The organism is Prauserella oleivorans (genome assembly GCF_042685745.1).
Classification (GTDB): Bacteria; Actinomycetota; Actinomycetes; order Mycobacteriales; family Pseudonocardiaceae; genus Prauserella_A; species Prauserella_A oleivorans.
Window position 1 is genome coordinate 3,824,647 of record NZ_JBHUNT010000001.1, and the last position, 19,583, is coordinate 3,844,229.

At 72.0% G+C, this 19,583-nt stretch carries 16 protein-coding genes and 1 pseudogene; 11 read left to right on the forward strand and 6 right to left on the reverse strand.

Going from position 1 to position 19,583, the window contains the following annotated elements:
- Positions 1-56 precede the first annotated feature (56 nt).
- On the forward strand, positions 57-632 hold the full coding sequence (locus ACFSZT_RS18770; protein WP_377390816.1) for a hypothetical protein: 576 nt from the start codon (positions 57-59) through the stop codon (positions 630-632).
- Positions 629-955, forward strand: a complete 327-nt coding sequence (locus ACFSZT_RS18775) for a transcriptional regulator (protein WP_377390818.1) — start codon at positions 629-631, stop codon at positions 953-955. The genes ACFSZT_RS18770 and ACFSZT_RS18775 overlap by 4 nt, the downstream gene beginning before the upstream one ends.
- Positions 956-960: 5 nt before the next feature.
- On the opposite strand, the gene ACFSZT_RS18780 is transcribed toward ACFSZT_RS18775, so the two are convergent.
- The 3 genes and pseudogenes from ACFSZT_RS18780 to ACFSZT_RS18790 form a co-directional block, all read right to left on the reverse strand.
- Positions 961-4,098: a GH92 family glycosyl hydrolase gene (locus ACFSZT_RS18780; protein ID WP_377390820.1), complete on the reverse strand. Its 3,138-nt coding sequence runs from the start codon at positions 4,096-4,098 to the stop codon at positions 961-963.
- A 21-nt stretch (positions 4,099-4,119) separates the two neighbouring features.
- Positions 4,120-5,430: pseudogene (locus ACFSZT_RS18785) on the reverse strand (M20/M25/M40 family metallo-hydrolase); the annotation flags it as partial.
- A 33-nt stretch (positions 5,431-5,463) separates the two neighbouring features.
- The gene (locus ACFSZT_RS18790; protein WP_377390822.1) at positions 5,464-6,291 is read right to left on the reverse strand and encodes a M55 family metallopeptidase; all 828 of its coding nucleotides are present in this window, start codon (positions 6,289-6,291) and stop codon (positions 5,464-5,466) included.
- A gap of 123 nt (positions 6,292-6,414) precedes the next feature.
- On the opposite strand from ACFSZT_RS18790, the gene ACFSZT_RS18795 reads away from it, so the two are divergent.
- Genes ACFSZT_RS18795 through mptB form a run of 5 tightly spaced genes read left to right on the forward strand, consistent with a single transcriptional unit; the run spans position 6,415 to position 13,410 of the window.
- Positions 6,415-8,223: an ABC transporter substrate-binding protein gene (locus tag ACFSZT_RS18795; RefSeq protein ID WP_377390824.1), complete on the forward strand. Its 1,809-nt coding sequence runs from the start codon at positions 6,415-6,417 to the stop codon at positions 8,221-8,223.
- 45 nt (positions 8,224-8,268) lie between these two features.
- On the forward strand, positions 8,269-9,252 hold the full coding sequence (locus ACFSZT_RS18800) for an ABC transporter permease (RefSeq protein WP_377391563.1): 984 nt from the start codon (positions 8,269-8,271) through the stop codon (positions 9,250-9,252).
- A complete protein-coding gene (locus tag ACFSZT_RS18805) occupies positions 9,249-10,133 on the forward strand; it encodes an ABC transporter permease (protein ID WP_377390826.1) in 885 nt (294 codons plus the stop codon). Before ACFSZT_RS18800 ends, ACFSZT_RS18805 begins: the two co-directional genes overlap by 4 nt.
- Entirely contained in the window at positions 10,130-11,773 is a 1,644-nt protein-coding gene (locus ACFSZT_RS18810; protein ID WP_377390828.1) for a dipeptide ABC transporter ATP-binding protein, read from the forward strand. The genes ACFSZT_RS18805 and ACFSZT_RS18810 overlap by 4 nt, the downstream gene beginning before the upstream one ends.
- Positions 11,774-11,787: 14 nt before the next feature.
- Positions 11,788-13,410, forward strand: a complete 1,623-nt coding sequence (gene mptB / locus ACFSZT_RS18815; RefSeq protein WP_377390830.1) for a polyprenol phosphomannose-dependent alpha 1,6 mannosyltransferase MptB — start codon at positions 11,788-11,790, stop codon at positions 13,408-13,410.
- On the opposite strand, the gene ACFSZT_RS18820 is transcribed toward mptB, so the two are convergent.
- The 3 genes from ACFSZT_RS18820 to ACFSZT_RS18830 are packed head-to-tail and all read right to left on the reverse strand — an operon-like array spanning position 13,379 to position 16,631.
- Positions 13,379-13,795 carry a TIGR03668 family PPOX class F420-dependent oxidoreductase gene (locus ACFSZT_RS18820; protein WP_377390832.1) on the reverse strand — a complete coding sequence of 139 codons (417 nt, stop codon included), beginning with the start codon at positions 13,793-13,795 and terminating at the stop codon, positions 13,379-13,381. The two genes, mptB and ACFSZT_RS18820, sit on opposite strands and share 32 nt — an antisense overlap.
- Positions 13,792-14,706, reverse strand: a complete 915-nt coding sequence (locus tag ACFSZT_RS18825; RefSeq protein ID WP_377390834.1) for a S66 peptidase family protein — start codon at positions 14,704-14,706, stop codon at positions 13,792-13,794. The genes ACFSZT_RS18820 and ACFSZT_RS18825 overlap by 4 nt, the downstream gene beginning before the upstream one ends.
- The gene (locus tag ACFSZT_RS18830; RefSeq protein WP_377390836.1) at positions 14,703-16,631 is read right to left on the reverse strand and encodes a prolyl oligopeptidase family serine peptidase; all 1,929 of its coding nucleotides are present in this window, start codon (positions 16,629-16,631) and stop codon (positions 14,703-14,705) included. Before ACFSZT_RS18830 ends, ACFSZT_RS18825 begins: the two co-directional genes overlap by 4 nt.
- Positions 16,632-16,716: 85 nt before the next feature.
- Between ACFSZT_RS18830 and ACFSZT_RS18835 the strand changes: the two genes are divergently transcribed.
- The 4 genes from ACFSZT_RS18835 to ACFSZT_RS18850 all read left to right on the forward strand — a co-directional run bounded on the left by ACFSZT_RS18835 (position 16,717) and on the right by ACFSZT_RS18850 (position 19,501).
- Entirely contained in the window at positions 16,717-17,295 is a 579-nt protein-coding gene (locus ACFSZT_RS18835; protein WP_377390838.1) for a DUF3090 domain-containing protein, read from the forward strand.
- A gap of 6 nt (positions 17,296-17,301) precedes the next feature.
- Positions 17,302-18,108, forward strand: coding sequence for an SCO1664 family protein (locus ACFSZT_RS18840; RefSeq protein WP_377390840.1), 807 nt, complete (start codon positions 17,302-17,304; stop codon positions 18,106-18,108).
- A gap of 73 nt (positions 18,109-18,181) precedes the next feature.
- A complete protein-coding gene (locus ACFSZT_RS18845; protein WP_377390842.1) occupies positions 18,182-18,988 on the forward strand; it encodes a DUF3097 domain-containing protein in 807 nt (268 codons plus the stop codon).
- Between the two features lie 81 nt (positions 18,989-19,069).
- Positions 19,070-19,501 carry an NfeD family protein gene (locus ACFSZT_RS18850; RefSeq protein ID WP_377390844.1) on the forward strand — a complete coding sequence of 144 codons (432 nt, stop codon included), beginning with the start codon at positions 19,070-19,072 and terminating at the stop codon, positions 19,499-19,501.
- The last annotated feature ends 82 nt before the right edge of the window (positions 19,502-19,583 follow it).

Here is a 19,583-nt window from a genome sequence, read left to right on the forward strand (position 1 = left end):
CAAACCGGTTTGCGTGACAATATGGACATGCCGTGCCGACGACAACGGAGATCCGCATGAGCGAGCAGGCCGACCCGTCCCGCATCCGCTCCGTGGTGAGGAACTTCGAGTTCCTGCAGGGACTGGCGGTGGTCCCGGTCGCCGTGTGGTGTGCCGTGGCCGTGGGGTGGGCCGACGGCTGGCTCCCGGGCTGGCTCGTGGCGGTGGGCGCCGCCGTCGCCGTGGTCGCGGCGGGTGCGGCGATCCTCTGGTACCGCAGGCATTACGGCCGGGTGCGGCCCGCCGCGGACGCCGCGCGCGGCGCCCTGCTCGTGTGGCCCGCCGCGGGCGTCATCCTGGCGGCGATGGTGGTGCGGGCACTGGAGCTGCCGGTCCCGGTGAGTGTCGAGGGACTCGTGCTCGCCGCCGGCGCCCTGGCCGCCGCGCTGTGGCTGCGCCAGCTCACGCCGGCGCTACTGGCCGTGGCCGGTCTCGTGGCCGCCGCGAGCCTGCTCCCACTCGGCGGACCGGACGGGCCGCACCCGTTGTCCGACACCGAGAACTGGACCATGGCGTTCTGCGCGGCCGTCGCGATCGTGGCGGGCTGGAGCCACCTCGTCCTGCGCCGCACACTCGGGCCGGGTGGGCGGTGAACGCGCCGTTCGAGGAACTGGCCGGGCTCGACAAGCTCGTGCACGAACCGGCCAGGCTCGCCATCACCACCGCACTGTCCGCCTGCGACAGCGCCGACTTCCTGTTCCTGCAACGGCTCACCGGTCTGTCCAAAGGCAACCTGTCCGCCCACCTGGCCAAGCTCGAGGCCGGTGGGCTGATCGCGATCAGCAAGCAGTTCGCGGGCAAGCGCCCGCAGACGTGGATCAGCCTCACCGAGACGGGCAGGCGCTCGGTCGACGCACACTGGGCCCGGCTCGACGACCTGCGCCGCCGCGCCCGCGCGTGGCGCACCGGCCGCTGACCGGCTCACTCCGCGAGCAGCTCCCACTGCGCGAGGCGCAGCCGCCTGCCGGTGTGAGCGGTGATCCGCAGCCGGTGGTGCCGCACCGGCTGCGGTGACCGGACCCGGAACGCGCGGGTCTGCCTGCGCCACCGGAACGTCTCCCCACGACGTTCGTCGAGCACCACCCAGCGGACACCGTCGGCCGAGCCCTCGAACACCCAGCCCGCCGGGTCGCCGTGCTCCGCCGCCGAGGTCAGCGTGTACAGCCGCACCGCCACCGGTTCGCCTGCCGTGTGGCTCACCACCGGACGGGCCGAGCGGAACACCACCTCCGTGCGGGCGGTGTCGTCCCGCAGCACGGTGGCATCGGTGCCGTCGGAACAGTGCACCGTGCCCGGCACGTCACGCAGCGGCCGCGGCGGCTCGGGCTCCGTCGTCACCACGCCCCACGTGGACGGCGCCGGGCCGAGGTCGATGTCGAGCACCGCGCCGCCGGCCAGGACGTCGTGGTCGATCCACGGCAGCTCGTGCGGCACACCATTGACCCGCAGGCCCTGCACGTACACGTTCTCCGGACTGTTGGCGGGTGCGTTGACGACGAGGTCGTTGCCGTTCTCCAGATGCACCACCGCCCGCCGGAACAACGGCGACCCGATCGTGTACCGCGGGCTGCCCACCGCGAGCGGGTAGAACCCGAACGCACTGAACAGCCACCACGCCGACATCTCGCCGTTGTCCTCGTCGCCGGGATAGCCCTGGCCGATCTCGCTGCCGAGATAGCACCGCCGCAGTACCTCCCGGACGATCCGCTGCGTCTCGGCGGGCGCGCCCGCGTGCGCGTACAGGTAGGGGATGTGGTGCGAGGGCTGGTTCGAGTGCGCGTACTGCCCGAGCCGAACATCGCGCGCCTCGGTCATCTCGTGGATCACCCCGCCGTAGGCGCCGGTGCGGGTGCCCGTCTCCGGCGTGGCGAAAAACCTGTCGAGCAGGGCACGCAGCGCCGCACGGCCGCCGTGCAGGGCGGCCAGGCCGTCGCCGTCGTGCGGAGCGGCGAACGCGGTGTTCCAGCCGTTGGTCTCGGTGTAGTCGCCACCCCAGGCGGCGGGATCGTAGGCGCCCGGCTCGTGCCGCCACCGTCCGTCCCGGGTGCGGCCCTGGAAGAAGCCGATGCGCCGGTCGAAATGGTCGGCGTACCGCCGCGCACGGGAGGCGAAGTACTCGGCGTTGTCCTCGTCGCCCAGTGCCCGCGCCAACCCGGCGATGCCGGCATCGTTCACGCAGCCTTCCAGCGCCCAGGACAGTCCCTCCCGTGTGGACAGCGGCGTGTAGCCCAGGAAGATCGACTCGGCGAGGCCCTGCCTGCCGACCGCACGGTCCGGCGGGGTGACGGTGGCGTTGCGCAGCGCCGCCTCGTACGCCGCCCGCACGTCGAACCCGCGCACGCCCTTGCGGTAGGCGTCGGCGAACGCGACATCCGAACTGGTTCCCACCATGGAGTTCGCGTACCCCGGCGCCGACCAGCGCGCGATCCAGCCGCCCTCGCGGTACTGCTGCACGAACCCGTCGATCAGCGCGCCACAGCGCTCCGGTGCCAGCAACGCGTACGCAGGCCAGCAGGTGCGGTAGGTGTCCCAGAACCCGTGGTTGACCGACATCGGCCCGGGCAGGACGCGCGCGCCGGTCGTGCGCGGGCTGCTCGGCCGCCGCCCACGCACGACCGGGCTGGCGTACCTGCGGCCGTCCGGCGTGTCCTCGTGGGCGATGTTCGGGTACAGGAACAGCCGGTACAGGTTCGAGTACAGCGTCGTGAGCTCGTCCTCGCTCGCGCCCTCGACCTCCACCCGCCCGAGCACGTCCTGCCACGCCTCGCGCGCCCGCTGCCGGACCTCGCCGAACGACGCGCCCCCGATCTCCACGTCGAGGTTGCGCCGGGCCTGGGCGAGGCTGATCAGCGAGGTGCCGATGCGCAGGGTCGCGCCGTTGCCGGCGGGCCGGACGTACCCGGTGACGGTGCGCCAGGGCGGTGTCCGCAGTCGCCGGCCCGTGGTGAGCGGCTCGTCGAGCGTGGAGTACACGAACATCCGCCGCGCTCCCGCGGACATCCTGCTGCGCACCCAAGTGTGCCCGGTGACGGTGCGGGCGACCGGGTCGATGCGCAGGCCGCCGCGGTTGCGGACGTTGTCGAACAGTAGCCACCCGTCGGCCGAGGGGAACGTGAAGCGCAGGATCGCGGCGTGGTCGGAGGGTGCGATGTCGGCGGTGATGCCGCCCGCGAAGCGCACGCCGTAGTGGTGCGGGCGGGCGGTCTCGTCGGCGTGGTCGAACGGCAGCGCACGGGCCCGCGGTGCCGTCACCACCGGGCCCACACCGGGCATGATCTGGAACGTGTGCCGGTCGCCGACCCACGGGCTCGGCTGGTGGCTCAGCGCCAGAGCCTGCAGCGCGGGACGGTTCGTGGCCTCGTTGCCGCGGTGGTACTCGTAGATCCAGTCGAGTGCGCGGGCGTCCGTCACCGGGGTCCAGAAGTTGAAGCCGTTCGGCAGCGCCGTCGCCGGAAGGCAGTTGCCGCGGGAGAACCGCCGGCTGGAGTGGGTGCCCCGCGTCGTGCTGACGTAGTCCACCGGGTCACGCGCCGACGGGACCCGCTCACCGATCCGGACGTCGTCGAGCCACCCGGTCAGCTCACCGTCGCCCGCCGGCGCGTCGGTGACGAGCACGATCGCCCGCACCCGCCTGCCCGCCGCCACCTCGCCGAGGCGATGACGGACCAGGTTCCACTGGTCGAGGTACAGGTTCTTCGACTCGCCCTGGGCCCGCGCCGACGCGGCCTGCCGCCGGTGGCTCAGCGTGCTCCCGTCGTCGAACTCGACGTCCACCGCCACGAACGTGCTGCGGTAGCTCGGGCCCGCATCCGACTGCGGAAACACCACATAGGACAGCTCGGTGTGCTCGCCGACGGGAACGTCCACCGTGAACAGTCCCGCCCGCGCCGGGCCGGCGACCGTCGTGGCGTAGTGCAGTGCCCGCAGCCCCGTGAACCCCGCCTTCGGCGTGGCCGCGAGCGGGCGCAGCGGCCCGGTGCCGACGTGCACGTGCAGCCGCGTACCACCGCCCGGCCGGGGATCGCCGTCCTCGAACGAGGTGAAGAACCCACCGGCCACCGGCTCACTCCCCGACCGCAGCTACACCGACAACAGGAGACGCTCGAGCACCCGGGCCCCGAAGCGCAGCCCCTCGATCGGCACCCGCTCGTCCACCCCGTGCGCCATGGCCCGGTAGGGAAAACCCTCCGGCAGCCACAACGGCGCGAAGCCGTAACAGTCGATGCCGAGCGGGGCGAACGCCTTCGCGTCGGTGCCCCCGCCCAGGCAGTACGGCACCACCACGGCTTCAGGATCCTCCGCCCGCAGCGCGTCCGCCATCGCGTCGAACCACGGCGAGTCGACCTCGGCCTGCACCGGCGGCTGGTGCGCGACGAACTCCCGCTCCACTCCGGGGCCGAGGAGCGCGTCCACCTGCGCCAGCATGGCGTCCTCGGTGCCGGGCAGCACACGGGTGTCCACCAGCGCATGGGCGATGCCGGGGATGACGTTCACCTTGTAGCCGGCCGAGAGCATCGTCGGGGTGGTGCTGTTGCGCACCGTCGACTCCGCCAGCGACGCCACCGGCCCGAACCGGCTCAGGGTGCCGTCGACGTCGGCGAGATCGACCTCCACGCCGAGCGCCTTGCCGGTGCGCTCGAGGAATGCCCGGACCGTCGGCGTCAGCACGACCGGCCACCGGTGCGCGGACAGCGCGTGCACGGCCGCGACGAGGCGGACGACGGCGTTCTCGTCGTTGCGGCGGGAACCGTGCCCGGCGCGGCCACGCGCGGTGAGCCGCAGGTGCGCGGTGCCGCGCTCCGCCGTGCCGACAGGGTAGAGGCGCACGGGCCTGCCGTCGGCGCCCGTGGCGTGGTACGTGTACCCGCCCGATTCGCTGATCGCGGCCGCGCACCCGTCGAACAACTCCCGGTGCTTGCCGGTCAGCCAGTGCGCCCCGTAGACGCCCTGGTCCTCCTCGTCGGCGACGAACGCGAGGACGAGGTCCCGGCGCGGCCGCTTTCCCGTTCGCGCCAGCGAATGCACCACCGACAGCACCATGGCGCAGAAGTCCTTCATGTCCACCGCGCCGCGGCCCCAGAGGCAGCCGTCGCGCACCTCGGCCGAGAACGGGCCGACCGACCAGTCCGCCGCGTCCGCGGGCACGACGTCGAGGTGACCTTGCACCAGCAGGGGAGCGAGGCTCGGATCCTCGCCGGGTACGCGGGCGACCACGTTCGCCCTCCGCGGCGCGGCCTCGTAGACGCGGGCGTCCACACCGGCGTCGGCGAGGACCTCGCCGACGAACTCGGCGGCCTCGCGTTCCCCTTCGGAGTCGCCCGCGCCGTGGTTGGTCGTGTCGAACCGGATCAGCCGTGCACACAGGTCGACGACGTCGGTTTCCACGCTGTGCTCCCTCGCTCGGCGGCTCGCGTCGCGACGCCGTCAACCATACTTGCCCTGCACCGCGCCGTCCGCGATCGCGGTGACGACCTTGAAGGCCTTCATCGCCTCGGTCATGTCGGGCGCGTCGAACGCGACCCGGCGCAGCCCCGTCTGCTCGACCGTCGGCACGACCGCCGCCGCCTGCGCCAGATGGCTCGCGTCGAACTCCACCTCGATCCGGTGCGCCGTGACCACCGGGTCGAGGTGGCCCGCGCGGCTCATCGCCGTGCGGGCCGCCTCGGTGATCCGGGCGGCCGTGGCCGACGGCGGGTCGCAGATGGCGGCGTACCGGCTGACGCACTCCTTGACCACCACGTGCTCGGCCTCCGGCGCGTAGCCCGCGGCGTCCTCGCACGCCTTGTCGTCGCCGGTGACCACCAGGACCGGCACGCCGTACTCGGCGGCGAGCACCGTGTTCAGCCTGCCCTCGCTCGCCGGTGCCTCGTCGAGCCACACGCCCGTGATGTGGCTCGGCAGGTAGGTGTGCGAGAGCACGCCCTCGCAGCCGGAAGCGGCGTGGTACCCCAGCAGCACCGCGCCCGCCACGCCGGTGTCGACGCCCTCCATCATCGACAGTGGCTTGTGCCGCCCGGTCAGCATCCGGGCGCGCGGGTCGAGCTCCTCCAGCAGCAGGTTGCGCTGGGACAGGTGCGCCTCGTTGACGAGCACCCGGTCGGCGCCGCCCTCGCACAGTCCCGCCACGGCGGCGTTCACGTCACCGGTGAAGAACCGCCGGAAACGTTGCCACTGCTCCGTTCCCGGGACGACGTCGTCGGTCCACGTGACACCGCTGACGCCCTCCATGTCGGCCGAGATCATGATCTCCATCGGCCCCAACCTACTGCGCTTGGTCACGGCTTGGCATCCGTTAGGGAAATCGTTGACAGCCGAAACGGCGAAGTGGTTACTTTTCGGCTTCGGGTCCCACCAGCCAGCAACGAGGTGTGCACAGTGCGTTTCAGTCGTCTCCGGCGGGCCAGAGCCGCGCTCGCCGCGCTCGCGGTTCCGCTCCTGCTCGCCGGGCCGTTCACCCCGCCCGCGCAGGCGCAGTCCGGCACGGTGCTGCGCGTGGCGCTCGTCCAGGAGATCGACCACCTCAACCCGTTCACCGCGAGCTTCGCGTCGAGCACCATGGTCGGCCGCATGGCGTGGGAGTTCCTCACGCTGCCCTCCGCGGAGGACGCCACCCCCACCGGCGGCGTGGCCGAGAAGTGGGAGTCCTCACCAGACAAGCTCACCTGGACCTTCACCATCCGCGACGGCATGACGTGGTCCGACGGCAAGCCGGTGACCGCGAAGGACGCCGCGTTCACGTTCAACCGGATCCTGACCGACCCGAAGGCCGCCGAGGCCAACGGCAGCTACGTCGAGAACTTCGAGAAGGTCACCGCACCCGACGAGCGCACCCTCGTCATCAAGACCAAGCAGCCACAGGCCAGCATGACGGCCCTGGACGTCCCGATCGTGCCGGAGCACATCTGGTCGGGCATCTCGGACATGACCGACCCGAAGACGGACAGCGTCGACGTGGTCGGCGTCGGCAGCGGACCGTTCCTCATCAGCGAGTACCGGCCGAACGAGATCGTCAGGCTCACGGCCAACCCCGACTACTGGCGCGGCGCGCCCGAGGTCGACGAGCTGCAGTTCGTCAAGTTCGAGAACGCCGACGCCGCGGTCGCCGCCCTGCGCAACGGCGAGGTCGACTTCGTCAACCGGCTCACCAAGGCCCAGTTCGACAGCCTGAAGGGTGTCGAGGGAATCGAGACCAACCAGGCCTCGGGCCGCCGCTACCGCGAACTGCTCATGAACCCCGGCGCCAAGAACATCGACGGGCAGCCGATCGGCGACGGCCACCCGGCGCTGCGTGACGTCCGCGTGCGCAAGGCCGTCGCCAAGGCGATCGACCCGCGGGTGCTCGTGGACAAGGTGCTCGGTGGCTACGGAGAGCTGCCCGGAGGCCTCGTCCCGCCGATCTACGCCGACTTCCACTATCAGCCCCCGCAGGACGCCAAGTACACCTTCGACCCGGCCGCCGCGAACCGCGAGCTCGACGCGGCCGGCTACCGCAGGGGCCCCGACGGCATCCGCGTCAGCCCGGACCGCAGGCCGCTCGAGTTCCGGCTCACCGCCCGGTCCAGTGAGGACTTCGGCCTCCGCGCCTCCGAGTACATCGCCGGCTGGCTCGGCGACATCGGCATCAAGGTCACCAAGAACCTCGTCTCCGACAACGAGGTGGACGAGACCACGTCCTCCGGGCACTACGACCTGGCGCTGTCCGGCTGGGGCACCAACCCCGACCCCGACTACATCCTCGCCAAGCAGACCTGCGCGAGCCTGCCCGCCAGCTCCGGCAGTAGCAGCAGCAACGCGTTCTTCTGCGACGCCACCTACGACGACCTCTACGCCAAGCAGGCCGCCGAGATGGACCGGGCCAAACGGGCCGAGTACGTCAAGCAGGCCCAGGCCCGCTACTACGACCAGGCGCCGAGCTACGTCCTCACCTACGAGAACGTGCTCGAGGCCTACCGGTCCGATGCGTTCACCGGCTTCGTCCGCCAGCCCGAGGGCGAGGGCCAGATCATGGAGCAGACCGGCTACTGGGGCTTCTACGGAGCCAGGCCCGTCGCGGGCGGAGCCGACGACGGCGGCGGGCTGCCCGCCGGCGCGTGGGTGGCCATCGGAGCCGGGGTGCTGCTCGTGGTCGCCGGTGGCGGCACCGCACTCGCGCGGCGCCGGTCCTCGGCGGACGACCGGGAGTAGCGCGCGGTGCCGGCAAGCACGACCGACAGCCACGCGGTCACCGACCTGGACGAGCGGCGGACCGGGACCTCGACGTCCCGGTTCGCCGCAGGCAAGGTCGGCGGCGCGCTGGCCAGCCTCGCCCTCGTCGTGGTGCTGGGCTTCCTGCTGTTCCGGATGATCCCCGGCGACCCGGTGGCGACCATGACCCGCGACCGGCCGACCAGCCCGCAGCAGCTGGCCGACCTCCGGGAACGCCTCGGCATCGACAAGCCCCTGTGGCAGCAGTTCCTCGACTACGTCACCGGACTGCTGCGCGGCGACCTCGGCACCTCGTACATGTACAACCGGCCCGTGGCCGAGATGATCGGCGAACGGGTCGGCCCGACGCTGCTGCTGGTCGGCACGGCGACGGTGCTCGCGGTGGCGCTCGGCATGTGGCTCGGCGTCCGCGCGGCGTGGCGGCGCGACAGCCTGTTCGACCGCACCCAGACCGGTATCGCGCTCACCCTGTGGTCGGTGCCGCAGTTCTGGCTGGGCCTCCTGCTGCTCATCGCCACGCAGGGCCTGTTCCCGAGCCGCGGCATGCGCTCGCCGGACCTGCCGGACGGGTTCGTGCCGCAACTGCTCGACATCGCCTGGCACCTCACGCTGCCGTGCGTGACGCTCCTCGCGGTGATCTACGCGCAGTACATGCTCGTGATGCGCTCGTCCCTGCTGGAGGAGATGGGCGCCGACTACCTCACCACGGCGCGCGCGAAGGGCCTGCGCGACGACCTCGTCCGCCGCAGGCACGCCGTGCCCAACGCCCTGCTGCCCGCGGTGACGCTGGTGTTCCTGCAGTTCGGGATGGTCATCTCCGGCACGGTGACGGTCGAGGCCGTGTTCTCCTGGCCCGGGCTCGGGCTGCTCACCTACGAGGCGCTGCGGGGGCCGGACCTGCCGCTGCTGCAAGGAGTGTTCGTGATCCTGGCCGGGTCGGTGATCGTGATGAACCTGCTCGCCGAGCTGCTCTACCGCGTGCTCGACCCCCGGGTGCGTGCGTCATGAGCGCACCGGTGTGGGAACGCAGGCGCGCGGCCGCGGCCGGCGTGTGGCAGGAGTTCCACGGCAACAAGGCCGGGCTCGCCGGCCTGGTCGGTCTGGCGGCGATCGTGGTGCTCGCCCTGCTGGCTCCGCTCATCACCGACGAGAGCGGGCTCGACGTCGTCTCCGCCACGGGCACCCCGCTCCAGCCGCCCAGCGGGGAGTACCTGCTCGGCACGGACGTCGACGGCAGGTCGGTGCTCCTGCTGACGTTCTGGGGCGCGCGGGTCTCGCTGCTCGTCGGCTTCGCCGCGACGGTGCTGTCGGTGTTCATCGGCACGCTGGTCGGGGTCGTCGCCGCGCATTTCGGCGGGTGGGTCTCGGCGGTGCTGCTGCGGATCACCGATTTCTTCCTCGTGCTGCCGTCGCTGGTGCTGGCGATCGCGCTGTCCAGCGTGCTGCCCAAGGGTGTGGCGACGATCATCCTCGCCGTCGGCATCACGTCGTGGCCCGCGACCGCGCGGCTGGTCCGGGCCCAGACGCTGACCATCGAGAGCAGGCCCTACATCGAACGCGCCCGGGCGCTCGGTGGCGGGCACGCCCACATCATCGGCAAGCACGTGCTGCCCGCCGTGCTGCCGCTCGTGCTGGCCAACACCACGCTCGTCGTCGGCAGCTCGATCATCGCCGAGTCCACGCTGTCGTTCCTCGGCCTCGGTGACCCGTCGGCCGTGTCGTGGGGCTCGATGCTGCAGACGGCCATGTCGTCGGGTGCCGTCACCGCGGGCGCGTGGTGGTACCTGCTGCCGCCCGGCCTGGCGATCGTGCTCATCGTGCTGGCGTTCACGCTGGTCGGCCGGGCGCTGGAGACCGTGCTCAACCCGCGCCTGAAGGGAGCCCGGTGACACCGCTGCTCGAACTCAGGAACCTCGGCGTCACGTATCGGACCGCGGGTGGCGAGGTGGAGGCCGTCCGCGGCGTCGACCTGACCCTGGAACCGGGCGAGACCCTCGGCATCGCGGGGGAGTCCGGTTCCGGCAAGTCCACAGTGGCGATGAGCGTGCTGCGGCTGCTGCCGAAGTCCGCCCGGACCACCGGCGAGGTGCTGCTCGACGGCGAGGACGTCGGCGCGATGCGCTGGGGGCGGCTGCGCGCGGTGCGCTGGTCGTCGGCGTCGGTGGTGTTCCAGGGCGCGATGCACGCGCTCAACCCCGTCCGCCGGGTCGGCGAGCAGATCGCCGAGCCCCTGCGCCTGCACACCGACCTGTCCGAGTCCGAGATCACGGCGCGGGTGGGCGAGCTGCTGGACCAGGTGGATCTGCCGCGGTCGCGGGCGCGCGCCTACCCGCACGAACTCTCCGGCGGACAGAAACAACGCGTGATGATCGCGATGGCGCTCGCCTGTGAGCCGCGGCTCGTCATCGCCGACGAGCCGACCACCGCGCTCGACGTGATCGTGCAGGCGCAGGTGCTGGCGCTTCTCGGCAGGCTGGTGACCGAACGCGGCATCGGGCTCGTCTTCATCACCCACGACCTGTCCGTGCTGGCGGCCACGTGCTCGCGGATCGCCGTCATGTACGGCGGGGAGATCGTCGAGACCGGTCCCGCCCAGGAGGTCATGACAGCGCCCCGCCACGAGCACACCCGGGCGCTCGCGGCGGCGTTCCCCACCGTCGGCGACCCGGTGTCGCGGTACGCACCGGCCACCACCACGCCGCTGCCGCCCGAGCGCCCCCGCGACGCCCACGCCGAACCCACCCCGCTGCTGGCGGCGCGCGGCCTGCACGTGACCTTCCGCGACCGCGCAGGGGCACCCGTGCCCGCGGTGGCCGGGGTCGACCTCGACGTGCATCGGGACGAGATCGTCGCGCTGGTCGGCCAGTCCGGCTCCGGCAAGACCACCCTCGCGCGGACACTGCTCGGCCTGCAGCGCCCCACGTCCGGCTCGGTGCTCTACGACGGCTCGCCCGTACCGACGACGACCGAGGGACTGCGGGCCTACCGGCGCCAGGCGCAGCTGGTGCTCCAAGACCCGACCAGCGCCCTCAATCCGCGGCACACCGTCTACGAGGCCGTCGCCGAAGGCCCGCGTATCCACGGCATCGACGGTGACGAACGGGACATCGTCGTCGCCGCACTCGAGGCCGCCGAACTGCGGCCGGCCGAAACGTTCCTCGCCCGGTTGCCACACGAGCTCTCCGGCGGGCAGCGGCAACGGGTGGTGATCGCCGGCGCGCTGGCGTTGCGGCCGAGCGTGCTGGTGGCCGACGAGCCCGTCGCCTCGCTGGACGCCTCCGTGCGCGGCGAGATCCTCGGTCTGCTGCTGCGGCTGCGCCGGGAGCTCGGCCTGGCTGCGCTCGTCATCACGCACGACCTCGGATTGGCCTGGAACATCGCCGACCGGGTCGCGGTGATGTACCGGGGCGAGCTTGTCGAGGTCGGACCAGTGGAGCAGGTCCTGCTCGAACCCCGGCACCACTACACTCGGGCGCTGCTCGACGCGCTGCCGTCGGGTACGGCACGACCGTCCCAACCCGGTGTGTAACCTCGAACCTCAGTATGGCGACCACCACAGACCCCGTGCCCGGCGCCGGCACCAGCGCCGATTCACGCACCGAGACGCAGGCCGACGCCCGTCCCGGTGCTGGTGCGCGCTTCCCGCTTCGAACCGTGTTCATGGGCGTCCTCGGCAGCGTCCTGGTGCTCGTGGCGTCCTTCGGCGCGGCCGGTGTGCTCGTCCGGGACCCGGTGCTCGGCAACGGCCCGTTGTCGTGGATCCGGTACGGCCACGGCAAGGCGCTGATGACGGCGCTGCTCTACGTCGGCTTCGGGCTCGTGGTGTGGGCATGGGTACGGCTCGGCCGCTACGTCCTCGCCGGCCGGGTCGGCACGAGACCGGTGGTGATCGCCGCGCTCTCCTGGATGGCGCCCCTGCTGGTGGCGCCACCACTGTTCACCCGTGACGTCTTCTCCTACCTGGGCCAGGGCGCCCAACTGCTCCACGGGCTGGATCCCTACGCCTACGGCCCGGCGGCACTGGACACGCTGCCCGACGTCGTGCAGAACGTGCACCCGCTGTGGCAGACCACCCCCGCGCCGTACGGCCCGCTGTTCCTGTGGGTCGCGCAGGGCATCGTGTCGGTGACCGGCAACAACATGATCGCCGGCGTGATCGTCACGCGGGTCGTGCTCCTGGCCGGGCTCGGAGCCATGCTGTGGGCGTTGCCGCGGCTGGTGAAGCACCTCGGCGGCACGCTGCCCGTCACGATGTGGCTGGCCGTCGCCAGCCCGATGACCGTGATCCACCTCGTCGGTGGTCCGCACAACGACCTGCTGATGCTCGGCTTTCTCACGGTCGGCGTGCTCGCCGCGCTGGAACGCAAGCACGCCGTCGCGATCGCGCTGGTGACGGTCGGCATGCTCATCAAGCCGACCGCGGCGATCGCGCTGCCGTTCCTGGTGTGGGTGTGGGCCAACCACCTGCCCGCCGAACGCACCCTGTTCCGCCGCTTCGTCACAGCCGTCACGCCGTCGCTGGGAATCTTCGGCGTGGTGTTCGTGGCTGGCACGTGGCTCTCGCTCGGGTCGTTCAACCTCGGCTGGGTCACCGGCCTGCAGGCCCCGCAGATCATCGCGAACTGGCTGAACTTCCCGACCGGCATCGGCGAGATCTTCTACACGCTCGTCAACGTCGTCGTCGACGTGCAGGTGTCGCCGTTCGTCACCGTGGCGCGCGGGCTCGCGTGGCTGGCGCTCGCCGCGGTGCTGGTGCGGCAGTGGTGGCTGTCCCGGCACGGTGGCAATGAGGCGATCTTCCGGATGGCCGTCGCACTGCTCGCGGTCGCCGTCTTCGCCCCGCCGACGCTGCCCTGGTACCTCACCTGGGGCTTCGTGATCGCCTCGGCGTTCCCGTGGCGGCGCACCCACCTCGCGGCCGTCGTGGGCATCTCGATGTTCCTGGTGCTCGTCTACTACCCGACGGGTGAACAGAGCCTCTACGACTGGTGGTTCATCGCCGGGGTGATCGCCGCGAGCCTCTACGGCGCGGCCTCGCTGCTGCGGCCGGATCCGCTCGGCCTCATCGCCGCGTGGCGCCGTCTCCCGGACGACGACCGCGTCGAGGACACCGCCGCCACAGTGGGCGTGCCGGCTAGCTCGCCGCCCACCCGCTCCAGCCGCTGACCGCCGTCCGCACGGCCGGGCCACGCGGCGGAGCGTCGACGTATTGCGGGTACCGCACGCGCAGCGCCCGCACCGCCTCCTCCCAGCGCGGACCGTCGTCGTGGATCACTGCCTCCCCGTCCGCACGCACCCACCACAGCTGTGCCCAGTCGTCGTCGTAGTGGTCGACGAGGAACGCCACCTTCGGGTTCGCCTCGATGTTGCGCAGACGCCGGAGGTCCATGGTCGACTTGGGCTTGCCGTCGACTGCGAAAACGATCTCGTCGCCGATGACGGCGAACGTCACCGGCACCACGTGCGGCTGCCCGGCCGGGTCCGCGGTGGCCAGCCGCGCCACCCGGGCCTGCGCGAATCGTTGCCGCGCGTCGCCCTCGTCCAACCTCATGCCGCGAGACTAGGCCCGCCGACGACGAGCCGCGCTGCGTCCGCGTCGAGTTCCGCGGGCACTCCGAGCGGCACGGTGAGCGCGCCGGCGTGATGCCCGAAACCGAGGTCCCACACCATCGGCACACCCAGCGGGCCGAGCCGGTCCAGCATCAGCGACCGGACCTCCCCGGCCGGGCCACAGCTCGTCCAGGAGCCCAGAGCGAGGCCACGCACGCCGTCGAACCACCCCGCGCGCAGCAGATGCGTGAGCATGCGGTCGATCCGGTAGACGTCCTCGTCGACGTCTTCGAGCAGTGCGATGGCGCCGTCCGCGGGCCGGCTTTCGGGGGTGCCGACGCCTGCCGCGAGCAGACTCAGATTCCCCCCGGCGAGTGAGCCTCGCGCACTGCCGGGAACGAGCGTGCGCGCACCGGGCGCACCCAGTTCGCGGACGCTGTCCGGTTCGAAGAGCGTCGCCCGCAGATGCTCGGCGGCGCGGCGATCGAAGTGGGTGGTGGCGGGCATCGGGGCGAACAGGGTGGGCAGCCCGAGGTGGACGCCGATCGCGTCGTGCAGGGCCGTGGTGTCGCTCGAGCCGACGAACAACTTCGGCGGCGCGGACTTCAGGGCCTGCCAGTCGATCAGGTCGAGCATCCGCTGGCAGCCGTATCCGCCGCGGGCGGCCACCACGGCGACCACGTCCGGGTCCAGCCACGCGTCCTGGAAGTCCCGTGCCCGGCGGGTGTCCGTTCCGGCCAGGTAGCCGAATTCGGGGTGCCGCTCCCGCACGCCGGCACTGCAGCGCACACGCAGCCCCCACGACCGCAGCACCGCTACTCCCGCGTCCAACCGGTCGCCGGGCACCGGGCCTGCCGGCGCGACGACGGCGACCGTGTCACCGAGCCGCAGCCGCCCGTCCCAGCCGGTCACCGGCGCAGTTCCAGGACGGGCACACCGGGTGTGGCGAAGCCGAACACCTGCCCGTAGAAGGCGAGCTCGGCCTCGAGGGCCGCCACGATCGTCTCCGCGCGGCGGAACCCGTGTTGCTCGCCCTCGAAGGCCAGGTAGGCGTGCGGGATGCCGGTGCCCTCGAGCGCCGCGATGAACCGCTCGGCCTGCTCCGGTGGGCAGATCTCGTCCTCCAGCCCCTGCAGCAACAGCACCGGCCCGGCCAGCGTCGCGACGTTGTGAATGGGGGAGCGCTGCCGGTAACGCTCGGCGGTGTCCGGCAGCGGCCCGACGAGCCCGTCCAGGTAACGCGATTCGAAGTCGTGGGTCTCGCCGCCCTCACCCGTCCACTCCGCCAGGTCCAGGATGGGGAACTTGATCGTGGCCGCCCGGTAGGTAGCCACGGTCGTCATCGACGCCGCCGAGGTGAACCCGCCCGCGCTGCCACCCCGGATGGCGATGCGCTCCGGATCTGCGGTGCCCTCGGCGACCAGAGCCTCGGCGACCGCGGCGCAGTCGGCGACATCGACCACACCCCACTGCTCCCGCAGCCGCTCCCGGAACCGCCTGCCGTAGCCGGTCGAGCCGCCGTAGTCGACCGCCACCACACCGATACCGCGGCTGGTGAAGTAGGCGAAGTCCAGGTCCAGTACCGGGTGGTTGCGGCCGGTGGGCCCGCCGTGCGCGTGCACCAGGTAGGGCGGCAGCTCGCCGTCGGGCGCGGAGAACTCCGGGTTGGCGGGAGGATAGACGTAGGCGGGCACCACAGCGCCCTGCGCGGTGCGGAAGGTGCGGTTCCGCGGGACGGGCAGGTACTCCGCGGGCGGCAACGGGGGCTGCGGCGTCAACGCGGTCACGGTGGCGTCGGAGACCCCGACACGCACGACGGCGTTCTCCGTCCGGGGCCCGGCCGCGATCCCGACGACGTCGCCGTCCAGCACGCCGAGCGACGGCGACCACGCCGTGAGCTCCGGTGCGACGGGGGTCAGCGAACCGGTCGCCTCGTCCAGGACGCTCAGCCGCCCCGACGCGAGCACGGCATGTCTGCCGCCACCGAGCGGGACCGTCCAGCGGGACCCGATCTTCCACAGCGCGCCGCCGAGCTCGGCCTCGGCGGGCGCGAGGTTGCGGACGGTGCCGTCGAGCCGAACGCGGTGCAGGTTCCACCAGCCGTCCGGGTCCAGCAGGGCCAGCAGCGTGTCCGGGCCCTCCCAGTCGAGCTGGCACACCGACACACCCGAGCCACCTGCCAGCACCCGGTGCGGACCGAACGTGCCGTCCGGACCGACCTCGGCCACACACAGTTCCGTCTCGTCCCACGGCATCGCCGGGTGGTTCCAGCCCAGCCAGGCCGCGTGCCGCCCGTCGGGGGAGAGCTGTGGCGCGGTGAGGAAGTGGTGGCTCGCCGCCAGCGACCGCGGCTCCCCGCCGGCGAGCGGGACCGCGACCAGGTCCCGGCTGACGTCGGTGCGTCGCGGCCCGGTGCTCCGCTCCCGGACGGCCCACACCTCGCCCTCCGGCCCGGGGCGCAGGTCGCCGAAGCGGACCCCGTGAGGCTCGGCCGGTTCGGGGGTCAGCGGCCGCACCTCTCCGCTCCGCAGGTCCCGCAGGTATATGCGCTGGTCGGCCCAGTGCGTGAAGGCGAGGGCGTCACCGACCGCGAGCCACGGCCTGCCGCCGTATTCGTGGATTCGGTTGCGGGCACTCCACGGGGCGGGCAGCAGTTCCTCGACGGTGCCGTCGAGGAACCGGACGAGCGCGACCCGGCCGTCCTCGGCGGGCCGGGCTTCCGCCCACCACACCGCCCCGTCCACGACGTCCAGCCACTGCGGGACGACTCCGGCCGCGGCCACGTCGGCGGCACGGATCGGGGAGGACCACGTTCCGAAGGGCGCGATCTGCGGCATTGCGCCACCCTATGCGACCGGGCCGGCCCGAGCCGCCGACCCGGGCGAGCCTGATCTTGGAAGTTGGCCTAGGGTCGTAGGTGCCATGGCTCGTGTCATCCACGTCTTTCGCCAGCCCGACCGGTTCGTCGCGGGAACCGTCGGGGAACCCGGCGACCGCACCTTCTACCTGCAGGCGACCGAGAACGTGCGCACCATCAGCGTCACGATCGAGAAGCAGCAGGTCGCCGTGCTCGCCGAACGACTGAGCTCGCTGCTCGAGGAGATCGCCAGCCGCTTCGGCGCCGACGTGCCCGAGGACGTGCCCGACGACCTGGTCGACACCGACCCGCTGGACGTCCCGGTCGAGGAGGAGTTCCGCGTCGGCACGATGGGCCTCGGCTGGGACGCCGAGAGCAAGGCGGTGGTGATCGAGCTGCTCGCCATCACCGAGGGCGAGGTCGACGAGGCGGTCGTGCTGGACGACACCGAGGAGGGCCCCGACGCGGTCCGGGTCTTCCTCACCCCGGCGGCCGCGCGCGCGTTCGCCGCCCGGGCCGACCGTGTCGTCAACGCCGGCCGCAAGCCCTGTCCGCTGTGCGGAGAACCGCTCGATCCCAGTGGGCACATCTGCCCGCGGCAGAACGGGTACCGCCGTGACTCGGAACTCGCCGACGAAGGCTGAGCCGAGGTGGCAGACGCGCATGTCGATCCCGCGGATCCCGCCGCCACGGAGCTGATCGCCCGCGGCCGGATCGAGGTGGAGGGCCGGCTCGTCGACGCCTCGAACGTCACGCTGTTCTGCTCGATCGAGCTCGACGGCGTGAGCGCCCAAGCCGTGTACAAGCCGGTGTCGGGTGAACGGCCGCTGTGGGATTTCCCGGACGGCACGCTCGCCGGCCGCGAGGTGGCGACCTACCTCGTCGCCGAGGCCGCGGAGCTCGCCCAGGTGCCGCCGACGGTGCTGCGGGACGGCCCGTTCGGCGAAGGCATGGTGCAGCTATGGGTCGAGACGGCCGACGAGGAACTGGTCGACGTCCTGGCGCCCGGTGACGTGCCCGACGACTGGCGGGTAGTACTGCACGCCCACGACCGGCTCGGGGATCCCGCCGTGCTCGCGCACGCCGACCACCCGGGCATGCGTGAACTGGCCGCGCTCGACGTCGTCGTCAACAACACCGACCGCAAGGGCGGGCACGTGCTCGCCGGGCGGGACGGCCGCATCTACGGCGTCGACCACGGCATCTGCCTGCACGCCGACCCGAAGCTGCGGACCGTGCTCTGGGGCTGGGTCGGCGAGCCGTTGCCGGACGAGGCGATGGACAAGCTCCGCAAGCTGCGCTGGGCGCTCGACCACGACCTCGGCGAGACGCTCGCCGCGCATCTCACCCCGCGCGAGATCCGGGCCCTCGCGCGGCGCACCGACACCCTTCTTGCCGACGGCGAGTTCCCGGCCCCGGGCGACGACTGGCGCGCCATTCCCTGGCCGCTGTTCTGACCCTGTTCCGGCTCGGGGTGTCCGGCGTGGCGATCCCGCCGCGTCACCGCCGCGCCCGCTAGGTTCGGCGTCCGTGCGATCCCACTCGTATGACGACGTCCTGGCCGGTCCGCGCAAGCGCAAGGTGCCCGAGGTTCCCGCTGAACCCGGGCTCGTGGTCGAGGACCCGGTGAGCGGGTTCTGCGGTGCGCTGGTGCGGCTCGAGCACGGCAACGCGGTCCTCGAGGACCGCCACGGCAGGCACCGGGTGTTCCCGCTCGGCCCCGCGGCGTTCCTGCTGGAGGGCAAGCCGGTGACACTCGTTCCCGTCCGCCGCCCGGCGGCACCCGCGAGCACCCGGTCGGCGTCCGGCTCGGTCCGGGTCGAGGGACTGCGGGCGCGGGTCGCGCGCGACTCGCGCATCTGGGTCGAGGGCAAGCACGACGCCGAGCTCGTCGAGCGGGTGTGGGGCCATGACCTGCGGGTCGAGGGCGTCGTCGTGGAGCCGCTCGACGGCGTCGACGTGCTCGCCGAGCGCATCGCGGAGTTCGGTACCGGTCCCGGCCGCAGGCTCGGTGTCCTGGTCGATCATCTCGTGCCCGGCAGCAAGGAATCCCGGCTCGTCGAGGCCATCACCGACCCGGATGTGCTCGTCACCGGCCACCCGTACGTCGACGTGTGGCAGGCGGTGAAGCCGTCGTCGGTGGGGATCCGCGCGTGGCCGGACGTGCCGAAGGGCGTCGAGTGGAAGCAGGGTGTGTGCGCGGCGCTGGGCTGGGGCGAGCCCTACGAGGGCTGGCAGCGGGTGCTGGCCGGGGTCAGCAGCTTCCGCGACCTGGAGACGCCGCTCATCGGAGCCGTCGAACGCTTGATCGACTTCGTCACCGAGCCGGAGGGCTGACGATCCACCGGGAAGGTCACGCGTGGATCACGTCGTGTGATCTTCTCGGTGCAGGTGGTGGCGATCTGGGAGCATGTGTGCATGACAGCGGCGCTTATCTGGCTCATCGTCGGAGTCGCATTGATCGTGGCAGAAGTCCTGTCCGGCGACTTCGTGCTGCTCATGCTGGGCATCGGCGCGCTCGTCGGCGCGGGCTCGGCCGCGTTCTCGGGCAACGCGATCGTCGACGTCGCCGTGTTCGGCGTCGCGTCGATCGGCCTGCTGGTGCTCGCGAGACCGGCGCTGAAGCGCAGGTTCCTCGCCGGCCCGGGTGTCAAGACCAATGCCGAGGCCCTCGTCGGGGCGCAGGCGCTCACCGTGTCTACTGTGGATGCCCACAGTGGTCAGGTGAAGCTGGCCGGTGACATCTGGTCCGCACGCAGCATCGCCGAAGGCCAGGTGATCGATCCGGGCACCACGGTGACGGTCGTGGAGATCTCCGGGGCGACGGCCGTCGTGTCGGCCGAGCCGTGATGGCCGGGAATCCGATGTGGAAACCGGTTCGGAATAGGAAGAGGAGTTAACTCTTGTCGACAACAGCGATCATAGTGGTCGC

What these genes read in the sequence shown, in the direction of transcription:
- ACFSZT_RS18835 (WP_377390838.1), top strand. Translation starts at nt 16,717, where the DNA reads ATGGCTCGTGTCATCCACGTCTTTCGCCAGCCCGACCGGTTCGTCGCG.
- mptB (WP_377390830.1), top strand. Translation starts at nt 11,788, where the DNA reads ATGGCGACCACCACAGACCCCGTGCCCGGCGCCGGCACCAGCGCCGAT.
- ACFSZT_RS18820 (WP_377390832.1), bottom strand. Translation starts at nt 13,795, where the DNA reads ATGAGGTTGGACGAGGGCGACGCGCGGCAACGATTCGCGCAGGCCCGG.
- ACFSZT_RS18850 (WP_377390844.1), top strand. Translation starts at nt 19,070, where the DNA reads ATGACAGCGGCGCTTATCTGGCTCATCGTCGGAGTCGCATTGATCGTG.
- ACFSZT_RS18770 (WP_377390816.1), top strand. Translation starts at nt 57, where the DNA reads ATGAGCGAGCAGGCCGACCCGTCCCGCATCCGCTCCGTGGTGAGGAAC.
- ACFSZT_RS18805 (WP_377390826.1), top strand. Translation starts at nt 9,249, where the DNA reads ATGAGCGCACCGGTGTGGGAACGCAGGCGCGCGGCCGCGGCCGGCGTG.
- ACFSZT_RS18830 (WP_377390836.1), bottom strand. Translation starts at nt 16,631, where the DNA reads ATGCCGCAGATCGCGCCCTTCGGAACGTGGTCCTCCCCGATCCGTGCC.
- ACFSZT_RS18790 (WP_377390822.1), bottom strand. Translation starts at nt 6,291, where the DNA reads ATGGAGATCATGATCTCGGCCGACATGGAGGGCGTCAGCGGTGTCACG.